The organism is Rhizobium sp. CCGE531 (assembly GCF_003627795.1).
Classification (GTDB): Bacteria; Pseudomonadota; Alphaproteobacteria; order Rhizobiales; family Rhizobiaceae; genus Rhizobium.
The window spans coordinates 157649-175184 of record NZ_CP032688.1; the positions used below are offsets into that span (position 1 = coordinate 157649).

The following is a 17536-nucleotide window of genomic DNA, read 5'->3' on the forward strand; positions in this document are numbered from 1 at the left end:
GGAGCTCGCCGACCGCCTTCCGTCAGATCTTCTGACCGTCGCGGACGAGGTCGTCCATCACGGAGCGCACGGCCTTTTCGGCAATGGAGACGATTTCGTCGATCTCCGCCTTGGTCGTGACGAGCGGCGGCGCAAAGCCAAGGATGTCGCCATGCGGCATGGCGCGGGCAATGAGGCCGCGATCGCGAGCAGCTTTGGAGAGGCGGGCACCGACCTTCAGCGACGGATCGAAGCGCTTCTTGTTCTCACGATCGCCAACAAACTCGATGGCGCCCATCAGACCAACACCGCGCACTTCACCGACGATCGGCAGCTGTGCGAACTTCTCCTTGAGCTGCGCCTGGAAGTAGCCGCCAACTTCGCGGGCGTTGCCAGGCAGGTCTTCCTTCTCGACGATATCGAGCACAGCGTTCGCTGCTGCCGCACCAATCGGGTGGCCGGAATAGGTGTAGCCGTGCGAGAAGGCGCCGACCCTGTCGGCCCCTTCTTCCATGACCTTGTAAACCTTCTCACCGACGATCGACGCCGAAAGCGGGAAGTAGGCCGAGGTCAGACCCTTGGCGACCGTGATCAGGTCCGGTTCGATGCCATAATGCTGTGAGCCGAACATCGAGCCGGTGCGGCCGAAACCGGTGATCACTTCGTCAGCGATCAAAAGGACGTCGTGTTTCTTGAGCACGGCCTGGATCGCTTCCCAATAGCCTTCCGGCGGTGGTGTGATGCCGCCGGTGCCGAGAACCGGTTCGGCGATGAATGCGCCGACATTGTCGGGGCCGAGCGTCTCGATCATCTCGTCGAGTTCGGCAGCACGACGGGCGGAGAATTCGCGTTCGGTCTCGCCCGGGTTGGCACCCCAATAGTGGTGCGGAACACCGGTATGGTCGATCTGCGGCAACGGCAGATCCATGTGGTCGTGATAGAAGCTCATGCCGGTCATCGAGCCGGACACCACGCTGCAGCCATGATAGCCGCGTTCACGCGAGATGATCTTCTTCTTCGTCGGCTTGCCACGCAGATTGTTGTAGTACCAGACAAGCTTGGCTTGGGTCTCGTTGGCGTCCGAGCCCGACATGCCGTAGAACACTTTGCTCATCTTGCCGGGAGCCATCTTCACCAGGCGATCGGAGAGGATCGCAAGCTCATCGGTCGTGTGGGCAGCATAGGAGTGGTAGTAAGCGAGACGGTAGGCCTGGCGCGAGATCGCCTCGGCGACCTCGGTGCGGCCGTAACCGACATTGACGCAGTAGAGGCCGGCAAAACCGTCGATCAACTGGTTCCCATGCGCATCCTGGATGCGGATGCCCTTCCCCGTTTCCACGATCGTCGGTTCGCCGAGCTTGCCGCTCGCAAAGTCCTTCAACTGCGTGAAGGGATGCAGGACCGAGTTCCGATCTTTCTCAGCGATGTCTTTGATGTTGATGGTCATATTAATCCCTTCCACCGCCTCATCTAGGCTGCGAATTTTTTATCTGTGAACTGGGGCAGATCGAGCAGGAACTGCAAGTCCTCGATTCGCCTGCCTAACCCGATCCAACGATTCTGACTCCAAGTCCGAGCAAGATTGCACCGCTTCTATCTTGCATGACGCAGTGTTCCTGCAATCTTCGTCGCATTGCGCAGGATTACGCTATCGGTCGGTTTTGCTGATTTGAGCCGTGCGGCCGGCTCATTGGTTTCAATCGACCGCGGAGACATAGGTTCAAGGTCGAGTGGCGAAGACAGCCTCGCGCCAAACGAGGCCTCAGAGACGCGTTAGATGCTCAGCTGTTCAACACCCGGTCGACAGCGATGACATTACAGCCGTTCGCGCGAAGGAAGATCGGCGTGCCTTCGCCACCTCTGCCTCGAACTCTGTCCATCCCAGCGTTCATCGTGAGCTCCGCGAGGTTATCCGCATCAGCTTCCAGGCGGCCAGAGGCAGCGTGTCTCGATTGCTCGCGCTCTACTTTTGCGTCCGAGGCTGCTGCTTCTGGACGAGCCGACCTCCGCCTTGGATGTCACTGTCCAAGCCGATATCCTCACGCTTATTGAAAACCTTCAACGCGACTTGGGCTTTACATGCCTGCTGACGTCGCACAATCCTGCGGTCGTGGCCCGGCTCTGCGCCAGAATTCAGACCTATGAAAATGGCCGCATCATCGATGATGAGGCTTAGCGCTCGTCTCGCGAATTCTGTGCGACGAGCCTGCCACTGATTGCTGAAACCGAAGGTCTTTGTCCACGATATTATAGGCTTAAGAGAGGTAGTCCTGCTTCGCGGTTACCAGTGGTCAATTTCCACTGCGGGCAGGCCAGACCGTGCTTAATGCCGAGTTCCTGCGTCAAAGGACCTGATAATGCCGGAATTCGTATCAGGGTTGCGGATAATCTGCTGCGTCACCGGGTCGATGCGAAGCCTCAGAGTCACTCAAAATGCAGATCGAAGACATTTCCGTGCGCGGGCCGACCACGCTTGATCCGCTGCGCAATAGAGCATTCCGTTCGATCTGGACGTCCACGCAAGTGGCCAACCTGGGGTGGCTGGTGCAGACGGTCGCGATCAGTTGGCTGATGGCAACGATCACGGCATCCGATCTGATGGTAGCGCTGGTGCAGGCGTCGACAACACTGCCGGCCTTCATACTCTCCATCATTGCCGGAGCCATTGCAGACACCTACAGCCGCCGATTGGTGATGATCACCGGGCTGTCACTGATCGCGCTGGCCACCATCGTGCTGGCCGTTGCCGCCGGTTTCGGCTTCGTCAGTCCCTGGTTCATCCTTGGGCTGGGCTTTTTGGCAGGCTGCGGATTTGCGCTGAATGACCCCGCCTGGCATGCCTCCGTGGGCGATATCCTCGACAAGCGAGATATTCCGGCCGCGGTGACGCTTATGTCGGTCGGATACAACATGACGCGTAGCGTCGGACCGGCTCTGGGCGGAGCCATTCTCGCATTCCTCGGTCCGTTGGCGGCCTTTCTTTTTGCCGCCTGCAGCAACTTAGCGCCTCTCGGCGCGGTGTTGCGCAACACGTGGCATGTCCGATCGTCTCCGCTGCCGGGGGAGCGAATTTCGACAGCCATCCATGATGGGATGCGGTTCACTGCACTCTCCTCCGACATTCGGGCGGCGATCATACGTGCCACCCTCTTCGGACTTGCCGCCATTGCCATACTTGCCCTTCTGCCGCTTGTCGCCCGCGATCGTTTGGCCGGCGGACCGATCATTTACGGCATAATGTTTGCTGGTTTCGGAACTGGCGCCTGCATCGCCGGACTGAACAACCGGCTCTTAAGGAGATTGATTCCTCAGGAGTGGCTGATGGCAATCGCTTCGATCGTATGTGCGGTATGTTGCATCTCGCTTGCCCTCACCTCCTCGGTTCCTGTGGCGACGCTTGCACTTGCCATCGGCGGCGCCGGCTGGGTCATCACCTGGACCGGGTTCGACGTCTGGGTGCAATTGGCTAGCCCACGCTGGGTCGTCGGTCGCACGCTCTCCATCTACTATGCATTCCTCTCGGGCGGCATGGCAGCCGGCAGCTGGATATGGGGCACCGTCGCCCAGTCGTATTCGCTCGCTTCCTCTCTCGAATTTGCCACGGCGGCCCTCTTGCTCGTCGCAGCTTCGGGGTTCGTCCTGCCGGTGCAGCTTTCGGCGGAGGGAGACCAGCAGGGTTCGGTGTATCCGGCGCCAGCGGTGGCGCTCGATCTGAAGCCCCGGAGCGGCCCGATTGCAGCGAGGACGGAATATTCGATAGACGAAAGCGACCTGGACATCTTCCTCGATCACATGCGCACTCGCAGATACGCCCTGGGGCGCGCAGGCGCGCGCGACTGGACACTTCAGCGGAACCTTCGAAAACCTTCCCGTTGGACAGAAACGTTCCGCACGCCGACCTGGATGGATTTCCTGCGTTTGCATCACCGGCTCTCTCCCTCGGATCAGGACGTCGTCAAGCATCTCGTCGCTTTGCATAGGGGTGACACGCCTCCTGAAACCGATCTCGTGATTGAGCGCACGACAGACGCGCGGCGGACGCGGGCCCAACCGGTCGCCCGCGTTTCGCGTCCGTGAGGTAACTTTGCGATGAGACCATCTATCGAACAGCGGCAACGATCCCGTAACTGCGTCGGCGAGGAACGAAGCCAGACTGCGGAGAATAGCCGCAAGCCCAACACAGCTCCTGGCCTGCAACTGGCATCAACCCCTGCCAGCCAGGTTCACTTGGCTGTCGTCGATCCCTGCTCGACGACAGCCGCTTTTTCCTCCATTTTCGATTCTGGTCTTGCCGCTGCCCGCCGAAGCGCGACGTGCGACCCTTTGCTTAAAGCCTCAAGCGCCCAGGCGAACGGCATAACCCGAACGGAAACCGCTTCCGCACGGCGTCGAATGACGCCCGTAAAAACGTCTGAGAATGCATCGCCCGAAAGAGACTGAATGACATGCCTTCACATGAAGAGACAGCATCCGTAGGGCTATTGGCGCCGCTCAAGAATTCGACGTTCCGGTCCATCTTCTTCGCATCACAGCTGTCGAGCCTTGGCTGGTTGATGCAGACGGTTGCGCTGAGTTGGCTCATGGCGACTGTTTCCACCTCCGATGTTATGGTCGCCCTGGTCCAGGCGTCGTCCACTTTGCCCGCCTTCTTTCTTGCGATCTTCGTTGGGGCGATTGCCGACAACTATAGCCGGCGCATGGTCATGATTGTCGGTCGAAGCCTGATGATGGCGGCCTCGGCGATGCTGACGATCCTGATGGCCTTCGGCATCACAGATCCATGGTTGATCCTTGCGTTCAGTTTCCTCGACGGCTGCGGTATCGCACTCAGCGACCCTGCCTGGCGTGCTTCGCTCGGCGACATGCTGGAGCGCCGCCATCTTCCGTCGGCCGTGACACTTCTTAATGTCGGGTTCAATACGGTCCGTAGCGTCGGTCCCGCGCTTGGCGGCATCATCGTTGCAGTGTTCGGGCCGCTCGTCACCTTCGCGCTGACCACCCTCGGCTTCGTCGCGCCCCTCACCGCTCTTTGGCGCAACAAGTGGACCGTGAAAACCTCGCCACTCCCTCGTGAAGCGCTCATGACGTCGATCTATGATGGTCTGCGCTTTACGGCGATTTCCTCCGAGATCAAGGCGACTATCGTTCGGGGGACGTTGTTCGGGTTGACGGGCACCTCAATGCTGGCGCTTCTGCCGCTGGTTGCAAGGGACCTCCTGAAGGGCGGTCCGATCGACTACGGCATTCTCATGGGCGGCTTCGGCGCCGGTGCGCTGATCGCGGGACTGGCGAACCCGTCGCTTCGACGCGCTGTTACGCAGGAAGTGCTGATCGTGCTGGCCTGCGTCGCGTGCGCGATCTGCGCGATTTCACTTGCCCTGACGTCTTCGCTCATTATCGCAACCCTGTGCCTGACCTTCGGTGGCGCAGGCTGGGTGACCGGATGGTCGGGCTTCGGCGTCAATGTACAGTTGGCAAGCCCGCGCTGGGTCGTCGGCCGCACCATTTCCGTCTACAGCGCCTTTACCTATGGGGGTATCGCCGGTGGTAGTTGGCTGTGGGGAATTATCGCCGAAAATCATTCCCTCTCCCTGTCCCTCGCCTGCTCGGCGGCGGCGTCGCTGGTGGTCGCGGTTCTTGGGCTGAAGCTGCCGATCAGCAACCGCGTCGAGTCTGAACACGAGGCCTTGGGAGTCTTCGACGCGCCGGTGCCTGCACTCGATTTGAAGCCACGAAGCGGCCCGATCCTTGTGACGATTGAATACGCAGTTGCTGAAGAGAACGCCGTCCGGTTTCTCGAAATCATGCGGCAGCGTCGCGATGTGCAAAGCCGCGTCGGCGCGCGTCAGTGGACGCTCACCCGCGATGTCCAACAGCCCTCCCGGTGGCTCGAGACGTTCCGGACCCCGACATGGACGGATTTCCACCGCCTTCATCATCGCCTCACGGAAGCAGACAAGGACCTGGACGACGAGCTCAAGGCGTTGAGCAGCGCATCTGACATGCCTCGGACGACGATTCTGGTGGAGCGCCCAACGGCTGCGCGCAAGGCCACGCCAGTGCCGTACGTTTCACAAAAATAAGGTCGGTCACACCGAAGCGTGTTCGGCTCTGGACACGAGAGGAGACGGAATGATGGAAGCGAGTAACGGCCTGATGCGAGGGACGGTGGCGAGGCGGCCTCGTGGCGCCGCATAGCCAATTCAAAACGCTTGGAGAAGTTGTGGCGAACGCTTTGCCCCTTTGCCCGCTGCAGATGAACGCCCTGCGGTGGCTGAAACAGGACAGATCACTTGAAGAAATCGCCCGGATCCAGGACAGAAGCGTTGTGGAGATCGAGCGGTGCCTGGAAGAAGCTTTGGTGTTGCTTGGCGTCGACTCGATTGAGGAGGCCGTTCGCAAGATAAGATCGGATCGCTTCCAGTGAGGCCGATAAACGGAACGCGTTTAAGTCTAGAGGCAAACCCGAGTTGGCCTCAAATCTTATATGAAAACCACAATCGAAATCGAAAATGGCGCGGACGGGCTTGCATTTGTCGTGTTTAGGCGATGTTAGTGGCTCGGATTTTTTGAAGAGGAGCGGAGAATAGAATGGGCGTGCGGGAGCGGGTGGGGCTGAAGTTCAAGGATGAGATAGAGTTCCTGAAGGGCTGGAGGCGCGATCGGACCGCGGTCGGCGCCATCACGCCAACCTCGGTTGCGACAGCAAGAAAGATGGCGAGCGTCATCAATTCCTCCCCCGATCTCCCTGTCCTTGAACTGGGTCCAGGAACAGGTGTCATCACCAAGGAGATCCTGGCGCGGGGCGTTCGTCCAAAAGAGCTGCTTTCCGTGGAGTATTCGCCGGAGTTCTGCCGGCATCTCAGGCAGGAGTTTCCCGAGGTTGATATCCGATGCGGAGACGCCTTCGCGCTCGATCTTGTTCTGGGTGCTGAGCGGAACGCAAAGTTCGACTGCGTCATCTCCGCGGTGCCCCTCCTGCATCTGCCGCCGCCAAAGCGTTTGTCGCTGATCCTCGACCTCCTGGAGCGCGTTCCCAAAGGGCTGCCCGCCGGGTACGAAGTCCGCCACCTGGCTTTTATGATGCGCAATATTCCACCGGCGCAGCTGTGGACCTACAGAAAAACGAGATAGTCATCTCATTAAATCGATAGCAACAGCCTGCGCTGCGCTGCGCATGCGGGAGCGGTCGATCTAGCGTGGCTAAGGAGATCCGACACGCGCGCGGTCCTGCGTTTCACGAGCACCAGATGTGGCAGGAGATCCAAGGCCGGCGCTACGTGCCGACCAACGGTTCACGTTGATTTCGTCACGGAGGATCGCGTCGCCATTTTTCTTGGCAGCAGCCTTCGATGAGACGATGATCATTGCGTGCTGCTGCTAGGGCTTGCGCTTTGAAACGTCCTCGTCTGTTACCGAATAAAGATTTTCCGGATTATGCTTATCTGCCGGGATGGCTGCCGCATCCGGTGCGCGATCCAGGGACACAGCTATCACGCCGTGTCCCCGTCGCAGGCAGAGATGTCGCCGGACCCCGACAGTTTTGCCTGCGACGAAGATCTCTTCAATCACCGCTATCACTGGAGGCGCACGAAGCTTCGGAAGGGCTTTGGCAAGAGGCGGAACGTGGCCGGATCGGAGTTTTACCGGCAACTTGCCAACCGATGGCGCCAGTCACATCGGCATAGAGATGGTTAGTCGATGGTGTTCCCCATCCTCGCAAGGCATCGCGATAACCGTCAAAAGTTTTGGCACGCATGGTCGATAAGCTTGCCAGGTATGGGGCAGAACCCGGTTCGCTCCAGACGGTCCGGACAGCGAAGGCTTTTCTGCCCCTGCTGTCCTCGTATACAATTGGTCCGTGCCGGGTGAAGTGCAATGGAAAGGTTTGCGGGGTGCAACCCTTTACCTCGAACACTTCCTCAATCGTCGTCACGCTTTCCCAACTGTCTTTGTAGCGATAGGCCACCGGATCCCCGGGTCTTGTCTCATACACGTAGACATCTTCCTGATCAGCGGCAGAAATGGTAAGCGAGAAAGCGCTGTGGCCGTTGTGTCCCAGGGAAACTCCTGGCACGGCCGGCTCCCCGGCGCCGATCACATTAAGACCAGGTGCTGAGAGATGGACCATGTAGCGGAGCGCTGGCACCGTTTGTGCCCTGTGCGGATCCGTAGCCATTATGGGTCGCCCGGTTGCGGTTCGCGCAGACGAAACGACCCAGTTGTTAGAGCCTTCCGGCTCCACGATTTGCTCGACCTCGCCTTCGACACTCAAGCGTTTCCAAAGGCGCGCCTGCCCCAAATTCGCCGCGAGGCGTTCCGGACTGAAGCTGACGGGTGCCTTCGCCAGCTTTAAAACGTCATTAACCGCCATTGGAATGTCCGAGAGCGCGAGGTTCGGATCAGCGACAGGCGCCACTGGAGGTTCGATCTGACAGCGGAGCGCTTCGGCCTGCGTTCCAGCCGTCGCTAACACATTCGCCCGTATCACTTCTGTCACCGCGTTATACGTCAAGCAGTGACTGCGAATGCGGACGACGTCTTCAGCTTTCCAGCGCGACGGACGGCTACCGAGTTGCTCGAACTCCGGCGGCGGGTTCTCCTCGCGGCGCTCTATGCGCTCGACATAGGCACGCCAAAGGTCGATTTGCCATAGTCGATCTCTCGCCACGTTGTAGCCCTGCGCGAAAAAGAGATCCGCTAAGGCGTTAGCGCGGATGTGTGCTACCCCCCCCAACGGTCAATAGCAATCTCGGCTCGCTCATTCAGGCCGTGGTCTGGCCCATGTCCGAGCGGCGCCGGCGCCGTGCTCGGATCGAGCATGATGACGGTGAACGGAAGGGTCCAAACAGAAGGAAAACTGGTGCACCTGACCGCTTAGCAATCTTTATTTTCTCGCGTAATCTCTCCGACCTCGCCGATCTCGATGGGGCATTCAGGCTGCCTACTGCCGCGGCGACGAATTTGCTCATGGCGCTCCGCAGTCTTCCGGATACAAAGCAGCGTGCGGCGGTTAAGCCGCGCGACATTGATGTATCCGATTTTCATATCGACACGCTCAAGGTGACGGCCAGGCGGTTTCGTAAGCTTTGCTCGCCGCTTGATCGGCACATCGAGTGGAGCAGGTCGCAGGCTTGCAAGGAATGCGCCGGAAAAGAATGCCGTGATCCTGCGTGCACAGGCTCGTAATACCTCTCTAGCCCGCTCCGTCTTCTCCCGAAGTGAGCTACAGAGTCAATACGATCATCAAAACGCCTGTCATTAGTCGCACGCCGATCAATGGTATCCATGACGCCGCTTTGCTGCGCCGCCGACAGTCAGGCGCGAGCGGCCTGCTTCGCGTGACTGCGACGCCGCTTTCCGCTGGGGCTCAGAGAGGTTTTTTTGCTCTGGGTACTCAATAAGGCGCTAGAAATAACCTTCTCACGGGTATCGATGCGCTCCTGGACCTTATCGGCGAGGGTTTTTTCCCCTGCTTGCTGTACCCCGCCCAGGCCCTGCCGTATGAAGTCACGAATGAGGTCCGCCTTGCTGACATCCCGGGAAAACGCAAGCTGTCGCAGCTCGCGATCGAGGCCAAGTGGCAAGTAAACAGTGCGCAGCACCATATTGTCTTTAGGATCGGGCATCGGGCTTTCTCCGTTCATGCGTTCATATATACATATGAACACGTGAAATTTCAAGCGAGCGCTGCTTCGACATAGGGCCTGAGAATGGCGTCGGATAGCGATCCCAACGCCATCAGCGAATTGTAGGCCGGACCAACAGCCTGACCCACCATCGGAACATGCAGTCGAGGGGCGCCCATCAACGGCAGGCTGAGGTCGCTTGCCATATTCGTGCGCATCTCACCCTCCCCAAGCGTCCGTGCAGCCAGGGTCTTCGAAAGCAGAGACCGGAACCACCAAGGATCGAACCCGGTCGCATCGATAACGACGGAGGCAGGTTGTGCGATGACACTCTTAGGATCAGCCGAAGTCCGATAATCCACCATCAACGCACCAGCCGGATCGCCGACAGGATCATGACGTATCTCGATTGCTTCGCCTTGTAGATAGTCGATCGTATTGACCTGGGCGAGCAGATCGACGACGTTCGACCAGACCGCACCGCGGGTCAGTCTGTCCGAGAACGCGCGGCGGTCATCGGCACTGAGCGCAGACCAGAATTTCGGGTCGCGAAAGGCCCGGTTTTCAAAGTAGCTGTCGGCGCGGGCGTAAAGCGCGGCCTGATTGCCGAGCACGATGATTTCGTTTTGCACTTGGGCACGAACCAACGCGGCTGCCGTGGCCGCTGCTGTGCCGCCGGAACCAACGATGACCACAGGATCGTCCGGGCTCTGCGCCGCTAGTTGCGCCGCCCCGGCGACAATGCCGGGAAACCAGAAGCCCACACCGTCGAAGATACGGGGATCGGCAACCTGCGGGAGACGCTTAGACTGCGGACCAGGGCCTGTCAGGACGACGCCGTCGAAGCCGCTTTCCCGTTTAGGCAGCCCGGTTGCGGCGTCGTTATAGGTAACGCTCCAGCGCTCGAACCGATGCTTCAGGGCCGTGACCTCGCCAAATAGGACGGGCGCTGCACCGTCGATGCACCAGGCAATATATTCGGCGAATTCCCGATGCGTCGGTTTCGGCCGTCCCCGATCCACCCAGTCACCATAGCTCCCCTTATCGATGGCATAAGCCATCCAAGAGTAGCCCACTTGCAGTTCGCTGCCGAGGCCATCCGCCAGCTGGGAGTCATAAGGGAAGCCGATGTCACGTTCGGCCGGCGTGCAAAGCCGTTGCTGGCCGTCGGTATAACCGTGGTTACCTGTCCAGGCTGAGCCGATCTCGTGCCGTTCGAAAATCACGACCTCGAGCGGAAGGTCGGCGAGTTCGCGCAGGCACGCGGCCTTTGCCGCGATCGCCGCCGCTTTGGGTCCGCCCCCAATGATCGCTAGACGCTGTGCTGGCATGGTCGATCCTTATGGCGCGTCGTGTCGGTGCGGCAGATAAGGCTCACCGGTGACCTGCCGCCGGTCTACAGATAGCTCGAACCGGTAGCGTGACGACTGGTCGTCCCAATCCGCAGGACGATCGCAGTAAGCGACAGCATAGCCGGCCGGATCAATCCAGCTCAAGGTTTCCGCGACCACCAAGGGCAAAACGCTCAGCCGGCGCACCAGATAGCCTTCAGCCGGGCGTTCGAGCCGGACATCAAGGACGATGTTGCGTGGCGCTGGCCGCGAGGGCGCCGGCGGCCGCCGTCCTTCTGCCCAATCGCGTATCATGCGAGGATCGAGCTTGTCGTTTGCCTCTGTTCCTTCATCAAGCTGCGCATAATACTCTTGGGCAGCCAGCTCGGCGTGCGCTCGATCGGTTGCGTTGCCGCGCGCCAGCAGGAAAGCGGCAACAGGATCGAGCGTTCCCCAGTTTACCAGTTCCTTGAGCCAGAAACCGATCCAGGGCAGACCGCTGCGCGGCCAGTCGTCCATGGTGAGCGCGTCAACCGGACCTGCGGCGTCACCCTGATCCATGAGCACCCCCACCAAGCTGCCAAGCCCCCAATTGCCACGGTAGATGAAATTGTCCGCGACGAAAGCGAACCAGGGCCCGAGCTCCTTGGGCTGCGGTTGTTTCTTGAGACTTATCTTGAACAGCCACCAGCGCAGCAGCTTCTCCCAGTCGGAAAAAGGCTTTTTCTTGCGGCCAAGTTTAGTCGAGATCCGGAATGCCGGCACCTCGCCAAGCAGCGCGATAATTGCGCGCACGAACTGGAACTGCTGCTCGGGTGAACGTTCAGCATAGTCGCTGCCCACTTGCAACGTCGTGCGGATTTCCTCAACGCGGTCGAGGAGGATCGATCCGGATCGCGGCGGGAGGCTGGTCTTGTACAGCTGGCGACGCCTCTTTGGGTCTGGATAAAGACTGGTGATCGCACGGCCACGCCCGAGCCAGGTTTGCGCAAGGCGATCTTCCTCATCTGCCGCTACATATGCATAGGTCCGCCGCCAGAGCGCGGCCAGCTCCGCTTCGAGCTCAGCGGCGCCCAGGCCGACGGCGCGCATCTGTTCTATCTCCTGAACCGCAGCGATCAGCAGTCCATCGAGCGTGTCCAGCAGCATATCGGTGTCGTCGCCGTCTTTGTCCTCGTCATGGCGGGAGACAGCCGTCTCTTCCAACCATTCGGCAAATTCGTCATCGTCACCGCTGCCGCTAATCTGGTCCCAAGCATCGCGAAGCCGTTCAAGCAGGATCGCGAGCGCGCTGTTGGCCGTGCTGTCCGCAACTGACAGATCGCCGGTGGAGGCAAGCTCTGTCGCGTCCTTCAGTTCAGCGACGAGCTTTTCATAGCCTTCCCAGGTGCGATTCCAGACCAGCTCCCGACGGCGGACGCGGACGCGGTATTCTCGCTCGGGAAGGACAACCAGAGCATTGCCTTCGGTGGCGACGCCCGGGCGGCCGGCGCGGCCGATAAGATTGGAGAATTCATTGACGGGGAACACGCTGTTTGAGCGATGGACGCTGGGAATAAGCAGCGTATTGACGGGGATGTTGACACCCTCCGACAATGTCGATGTTGCGATCACGACCCGGACATTGCCGCGGTCGATCGCAACCTTTAGCCTGCGCGCAAGAAGCGCTGGCATTTGCCCGTGATGGACAGCGATCCCGCGTACCAGCAGACGGTATTCAAACGATTGTTTGGTGAAATAGTCATCCGCCGCGGCGAGGCAGCTTTGCCAATGCGGATCGTCACCGGCGACGGCCCAATAGTTAGGAAGGGTCACTTCCGCCTCGATCCACGCCTCGATCAGATCCGCACAAGTCTCGGCGAAGGCACTGACGAATTGGGTCAGCGAGATCATGACGGTTGGGCGGGTGCCGTCAGGGCGCTCCGCTGCGAGGTGGAGCGCAGCCCAAAGGGTCGGGCCGCGCAGCGATTTCTCTACGCCTTGCGAACTATCGACGCCGCCTGGGACGGCCGGAAACGGCCGTGGAATATACGGCCGGTCGTCGGCTCGCTCGTCCGCGAACTCTAGGGTGCGACCGTCCATCAGATCGTAGCGAATGTCGAACAGGCCAGAGCGTGTGACTTCCAGCCGGCCGAGCATCTGACGAGTGCTTCGGTAGGTCGAGCTAATAGGTCCACCATGCTCGTCGCCTGACAGCCACGATGCAATCGCCGGAGCCGCCTTTGCCGCAACTGCCGAGAGGGCGATGATGCGGAAGCCCTTCTCGTCCTGCGCACGCAGCAGCCGCGCGCTGAGCTGCTCGAGTCTCAGCGCACGTGATGTGCCATCAGTGACCGCCTCAGCGCGGGTCGGATCTTGCTCAACCATATGCGCTTCGTCGATCACGACGAGACGCACTCGATCCAGAAACAGCATCCCGAGATAGCGCAGCAGCGCGTCGGCCTTTTCGAAGGTGCATATGACGACGGTCGGCTGATCGATCTGGACCCAGGCGTCGGTAGGACCCCAATCGGTACCGCCATAGAGGCCGGTAACGACGACGGGCTCCGCTGCAATTCCCCTCAGATCTTCAGCAAAACGTGTCTCGACCTCCGCTGCGAGCGCGCGTGACGGCACCAGATAGAGGATCAGGTTCGCAGCGACAAACGGATCGCCGCGTGGCGCAAACAAGCCCTGGACGGCGCCGAGTGTCGCGATAGTCGTCTTACCCGATCCTGTAGGCGTGCACAGGACGAAGCTATCATCGGCGGCAAGGCGATCAATACCGTCACGTTGCGCGGGCCAGACCAAGGCGCGCCGATTGACGAAGGCGGCGCGGGCGAATTGGGTGAGGGCTGCGCGGGTGCTCAAATTGGCATCGTCGGCGAGCCGCTCGATGTGGGGCCACAGGCTTGCCTCGATGAAACTATGTGCGGCACCCGCACACAGACGCGCAAGCAGATAGGAATAGGGGTCGCGACTGTGGAGATAGCTGTGCGCCAAGGCATCGAGCTTCACGAGCGCGCGGTCAACCAGCGCCCTCTCCCCGGTGCGAAGGTAGGAGCAGATGGTGCCAATGCACATTATGACATGGCGGACGGTGGAGACCTCGAGGTCGACCAAACCCTCCTCGGCTTCGCCATCTGCTGCGACCGTGACCGGCAAACCGTGCTCCGCGTCGAGGTCGTGTTGAATTTTCCAGAAGGCTTGAACGCCAGACAACGCGGCATCAAAATCACCGCGCAAAAATTCACGCAGGATCGTTGAGAAGGCCTCGCCGGCAGGCATGGTGCGCAGGTGGCCGAGCGCCATGGCGGGATAGCCCGCGACTTGGTAGGCGGCTGCGGATAAAAGATGGATCGGCGCCTCGGGCGGCTTGAGCGCGGCATGGGAAATCCATTCCAGAACCTCGGCGGCGCGTTTTACGGCTTGCGTCCAGGCGCGTCCATGGTCAGCCGCTCGCTCGAGCCATCCTACCTCAAGCAACAAGCATGCCTCGTCGAGGCGCGCGGTCAGTTCTGCCGGGCTGAACGATATCAGGCCGTCTGCGCCCATGTCGCGCCGCACGCGCTGGCTATAAAGCTTCGCTTGCAACGGAGAAAGCGCGGAACCGGCAAAGTGCGCCCTGATCGTACCGGAAAGAGTGAGGACAGCTTCGCTCGGCATTAGGCCCCCCGGTAAAGTATATCGACGAGCCCCTTGAGGTCCTCGAGCTGGAATTCCATCGCGCCGAAACGGCGGTCGGCGGAATAGGATGGATGCGGGGCGTCAATGGGCAGCCAGCTCACCCGGCTCGCAGGCCGTGCAGGCGAATCCCCCACCGTATAGGCGAGGCCATCGCGCCTCTTGGCGGTTCGAAAGCCGTCTCGATAAAGGTCGAGCAGACGCGCGACCCATGCCTGGGCTTCATCCGTTTCGTAGTCCGACAGCAACGTGATCAGTTCGCGAATGCCGCTTGGTCGGCGAGTGCCCGCGGCTAGCTTTCCATGAGCGTCTGCGATGATAGCGGTGTTGCTTTTAACCAGGCACTTCGCCTCGAGCGCCAGGACATGGGTAATCTTGCCCGCCTGATCAATTCGGAACGCCAGCGCGTCATCACCGGTTCGGCCCGGGCGCTTTTCGGCGGAAGCATCGGGATCGTGCGCCTCTCCCATCAAAAGACGTTCGTTGATGAGATCGAGGTGCTGGAACTCCTGATCGTGAAAGCGAAACAGAAAAGCGGGGACGTGCCAGTCGTGCTTGCCGAACGCGCCGAAATGCTCGACGGCCAATCCAGCCAATGTCTCGCCTAGATAGCCCTGGAGCGTGATGCGGTTGAGCATGGCGGGGTAATGCGCTGCCGGATCGTCAACTGGGTCCGAGAAGGGCGAGAGGTTGTCCTCAAAGCCCTTGCGGATCCTTACGCGAGCGTCATCCAGCGCCTCCTGCGTGTAGGCAATGAGCTCATCGCGCAGCGCCGCGAAATTCGCATTCACCTCCCGCCATACTCGCAACTCGTATTTGCGATGCGAACCGTTTAAAGGCTGGGAGGCCAGCCAAGCATTGAGAGGCCGCAGGGCTATGCGGCGAAAGCGGATCATCTTTCGATCATTTGTTTCGCGAGGAATCGCCGAGCAATATCACTTAAAAACCCCCTCGTTTTCGATGCACGCTCTCTATTACAAAAGGAATCGTTCAACCAGAGGGCGGTGGTTGTTTTGCAGTGGATTGGCTTGCAAACTTCCCGCAATCGCTATTTCGCAAAGGTGCAGCATTGTACTGTGAGATGCGCAACGATGCGCAAACGCAGACCTCTCGCGGCGAAACCCAATTACGCCCAACCGCTGACCGTCTCTCGCATTTCTCGAAGGCCGGTCGCAGGTGTCTTACAGGTCGTGGCGAGCCGCCATACCCCTTCGATGTCGCGCGACATCGCAGCCATTCCTCTCCCCGCAAAGGCCCTCATCGGCTTCGGGAATGACGATGTTCCAGGAAGCGGGTCCACGGGATTATCGTGGGATGCGCCGCGGCACTAAAAGAATTTCGTCGCCGTCAGAATTGACGACGTCGACAGTTCTGACCTCCATCCTGAAATTCGGTCAGTAGGCTAGTGAGCGCGCCACCGTCAAATGCGAGCTGAGCTCCGGAGAAGCAGTCTCCTCAGCCATTAGATGCGTTCTTTCGGGTTTGGCGGTCAATCGACGCCACAAGCGCGTTGATGCTGTGAAGCGTAGAAGACTGCACCTGAGCCCTTGCTGCGATCGCGGCGACCTGGCTGTGGTTTTCCACCACCGCCACTGATGATCCCTGCTAGACCTCGTCCTTCAGCGTCTCCTTCTGGGTAATAAGGCGGGCAGAGTGATGTCCGGAGGTAAATGCCCAAAGCCAGCTCAGCGCGACTGCCATGCGGCTCCGCGTTCCGATCAAAAAGTAGATGTGGGCAAAGCCCCAGATCCACCAGGCGATGGAGCCCTTCAGCCGCAGCCTTCCGAAATCGATCACCGCGGAGCTTGGTCCTATGGTCGCAAGATTGCCAAGATGCCTGTACTTGAAGGCAGGCGGCCCTGAGCGCTGCTTGAGGCGGGCCTTGATCACTTGGGCGACGTATTTTCCCTGCTGCTTTGCGGCAGGCGCGATACCAGGAACCAGCATTCCCTCGCCAGTCTTAACGCTAGCGGTATCGCCGACAACGAAGATGTCCGGGTGTTCGAAGACCGTGAGGTCGGGCTGCACGATAGCACGCCCCGCTCGATCCGTCTCCGCCCCCACCCACACGGCGGCCTTGGATGCCTGCACACCCGCCGCCCATATGACCGTGCGGCTCGGGACGAACTCGTCCCCAATCGATATGCCTTCCTCGTTGCAGTCGGTTACGGGCCTTCCCGTGCGAACCTCGACGCCCATCGACGCAAGAGATCGCTCGGCGTATTGCGATAACGCCTCATGGAAAACAGGCAGAATACGCGGCCCTGCCTCTACAAGAAGAATGCGCGCCGAAGTCGTATCAATGTTTCTGAATTCCTCGACAAGCGTCCTTTGAGCCAGTTCGGCGATGATCCCGGCCATCTCGACGCCTGTCGGCCCCGCGCCGATTATCGAGAAGGTCAGCAGCGCCGCCCGCGCTTGGGGATCGGTTTCCAGCTCCGCCTTTTCGAATGCCAGGAGAAGACGACGGCGGATGGTGGTGGCGTCTTCCAATGCCTTCAGTCCGGGCGCGAAAGGCTCCCATTCATCCCGGCCGAAATACGCGTGACGGGCCCCCGTTGCGAGAACAAGGGTATCGTAGGAAATGGCATGACCGCCCTTGAGCGAGACGAGCCGCTTCTCGACATCGACGCCCACGACCTCGCCAAGAAGCGTCGTGACATCTTTCCTTTGGCGGAATACAGCCCGAATGGGCCAGGCAATCTCGGAGGTCGCCAAGACCGTCGTCGCGACCTGATAGAGTAGCGGCTGGAACAGGTGATGATTGCGTCTGTCGATGATCGTGATCGAGAGGTTTGGACATTTGAGATCCTTGGCCAATTGGAGGCCGGCGAAACCGCCTCCCACGATGACAACTCGATGCTCCATTTCGTCCTCCCGCGAGCCTTTGGAAAAACCCGCCTCGGATCGAGCGCGTCTTTCGGTGTTGCATGA

General features: G+C 60.0%; 11 protein-coding genes and 3 pseudogenes. 6 read left to right on the plus strand and 8 right to left on the minus strand.

Going from position 1 to position 17536, the window contains the following annotated elements; translation table 11 throughout:
- Positions 1–22: 22 nt before the first annotated feature.
- A complete protein-coding gene (locus CCGE531_RS33425) occupies positions 23–1426 on the minus strand; it encodes an aspartate aminotransferase family protein (RefSeq protein ID WP_120671134.1) in 1404 nt (467 codons plus the stop codon).
- 462 nt (positions 1427–1888) lie between these two features.
- Here CCGE531_RS33425 and CCGE531_RS33430 point away from each other — a divergent pair.
- The 5 genes and pseudogenes from CCGE531_RS33430 to CCGE531_RS33450 form a co-directional block, all read left to right on the plus strand.
- Positions 1889–2143 (plus strand): annotated as a pseudogene (locus CCGE531_RS33430) (ATP-binding cassette domain-containing protein); the annotation flags it as partial.
- 269 nt (positions 2144–2412) lie between these two features.
- Complete coding sequence (locus tag CCGE531_RS33435; RefSeq protein ID WP_120671136.1) at positions 2413–4056, plus strand: MFS transporter; 1644 nt, start codon at positions 2413–2415, stop codon at positions 4054–4056.
- 368 nt (positions 4057–4424) lie between these two features.
- Positions 4425–6062, plus strand: coding sequence for an MFS transporter (locus CCGE531_RS33440; RefSeq protein WP_120671137.1), 1638 nt, complete (start codon positions 4425–4427; stop codon positions 6060–6062).
- Between the two features lie 101 nt (positions 6063–6163).
- Complete coding sequence (locus CCGE531_RS33445; RefSeq protein WP_162944158.1) at positions 6164–6406, plus strand: hypothetical protein; 243 nt, start codon at positions 6164–6166, stop codon at positions 6404–6406.
- Between the two features lie 164 nt (positions 6407–6570).
- Positions 6571–7113, plus strand: a complete 543-nt coding sequence (locus tag CCGE531_RS33450; protein ID WP_120671139.1) for a methyltransferase domain-containing protein — start codon at positions 6571–6573, stop codon at positions 7111–7113.
- Positions 7114–7543: 430 nt separating this feature from the next.
- Here the strand turns inward: CCGE531_RS33450 and CCGE531_RS33455 are convergent, their stop codons facing one another.
- Together CCGE531_RS33455 and CCGE531_RS35380 are read right to left on the minus strand one after the other, a co-directional pair.
- Positions 7544–8650 (minus strand): penicillin acylase family protein, encoded by a 1107-nt coding sequence (locus CCGE531_RS33455; protein WP_245459617.1) that lies wholly within the window; start codon positions 8648–8650, stop codon positions 7544–7546.
- A 4-nt stretch (positions 8651–8654) separates the two neighbouring features.
- Positions 8655–8716, minus strand: a pseudogene (locus CCGE531_RS35380) (hypothetical protein); the annotation flags it as partial.
- A gap of 35 nt (positions 8717–8751) precedes the next feature.
- Between CCGE531_RS35380 and CCGE531_RS34620 the strand changes: the two are divergent.
- A pseudogene (locus CCGE531_RS34620) lies at positions 8752–9168 on the plus strand (hypothetical protein); the annotation flags it as partial.
- 128 nt (positions 9169–9296) lie between these two features.
- Here CCGE531_RS34620 and CCGE531_RS33465 read toward each other — a convergent pair.
- The 5 genes from CCGE531_RS33465 to CCGE531_RS33485 form a co-directional block, all read right to left on the minus strand.
- On the minus strand, positions 9297–9608 hold the full coding sequence (locus CCGE531_RS33465) for a hypothetical protein (protein WP_120671141.1): 312 nt from the start codon (positions 9606–9608) through the stop codon (positions 9297–9299).
- 50 nt (positions 9609–9658) lie between these two features.
- The gene (locus tag CCGE531_RS33470) at positions 9659–10939 is read right to left on the minus strand and encodes a SidA/IucD/PvdA family monooxygenase (protein ID WP_120671142.1); all 1281 of its coding nucleotides are present in this window, start codon (positions 10937–10939) and stop codon (positions 9659–9661) included.
- A gap of 9 nt (positions 10940–10948) precedes the next feature.
- Positions 10949–14584: a DEAD/DEAH box helicase gene (locus CCGE531_RS33475; RefSeq protein ID WP_120671143.1), complete on the minus strand. Its 3636-nt coding sequence runs from the start codon at positions 14582–14584 to the stop codon at positions 10949–10951.
- The gene (locus CCGE531_RS33480) at positions 14584–15498 is read right to left on the minus strand and encodes a hypothetical protein (protein ID WP_120671144.1); all 915 of its coding nucleotides are present in this window, start codon (positions 15496–15498) and stop codon (positions 14584–14586) included. Before CCGE531_RS33480 ends, CCGE531_RS33475 begins: the two co-directional genes overlap by 1 nt.
- 709 nt (positions 15499–16207) lie before the next feature.
- Entirely contained in the window at positions 16208–17470 is a 1263-nt protein-coding gene (locus tag CCGE531_RS33485) for an NAD(P)/FAD-dependent oxidoreductase (RefSeq protein WP_120671145.1), read from the minus strand.
- Positions 17471–17536: the final 66 nt, after the last annotated feature.

Coding starts and splice junctions, on each gene's coding strand:
- CCGE531_RS33425 (WP_120671134.1), bottom strand. CDS start 1,426: ATGACCATCAACATCAAAGACATCGCTGAGAAAGATCGGAACTCGGTC.
- CCGE531_RS33435 (WP_120671136.1), top strand. CDS start 2,413: ATGCAGATCGAAGACATTTCCGTGCGCGGGCCGACCACGCTTGATCCG.
- CCGE531_RS33440 (WP_120671137.1), top strand. CDS start 4,425: ATGCCTTCACATGAAGAGACAGCATCCGTAGGGCTATTGGCGCCGCTC.
- CCGE531_RS33450 (WP_120671139.1), top strand. CDS start 6,571: ATGGGCGTGCGGGAGCGGGTGGGGCTGAAGTTCAAGGATGAGATAGAG.
- CCGE531_RS33465 (WP_120671141.1), bottom strand. CDS start 9,608: ATGCCCGATCCTAAAGACAATATGGTGCTGCGCACTGTTTACTTGCCA.
- CCGE531_RS33470 (WP_120671142.1), bottom strand. CDS start 10,939: ATGCCAGCACAGCGTCTAGCGATCATTGGGGGCGGACCCAAAGCGGCG.
- CCGE531_RS33475 (WP_120671143.1), bottom strand. CDS start 14,584: ATGCCGAGCGAAGCTGTCCTCACTCTTTCCGGTACGATCAGGGCGCAC.
- CCGE531_RS33480 (WP_120671144.1), bottom strand. CDS start 15,498: ATGATCCGCTTTCGCCGCATAGCCCTGCGGCCTCTCAATGCTTGGCTG.
- CCGE531_RS33485 (WP_120671145.1), bottom strand. CDS start 17,470: ATGGAGCATCGAGTTGTCATCGTGGGAGGCGGTTTCGCCGGCCTCCAA.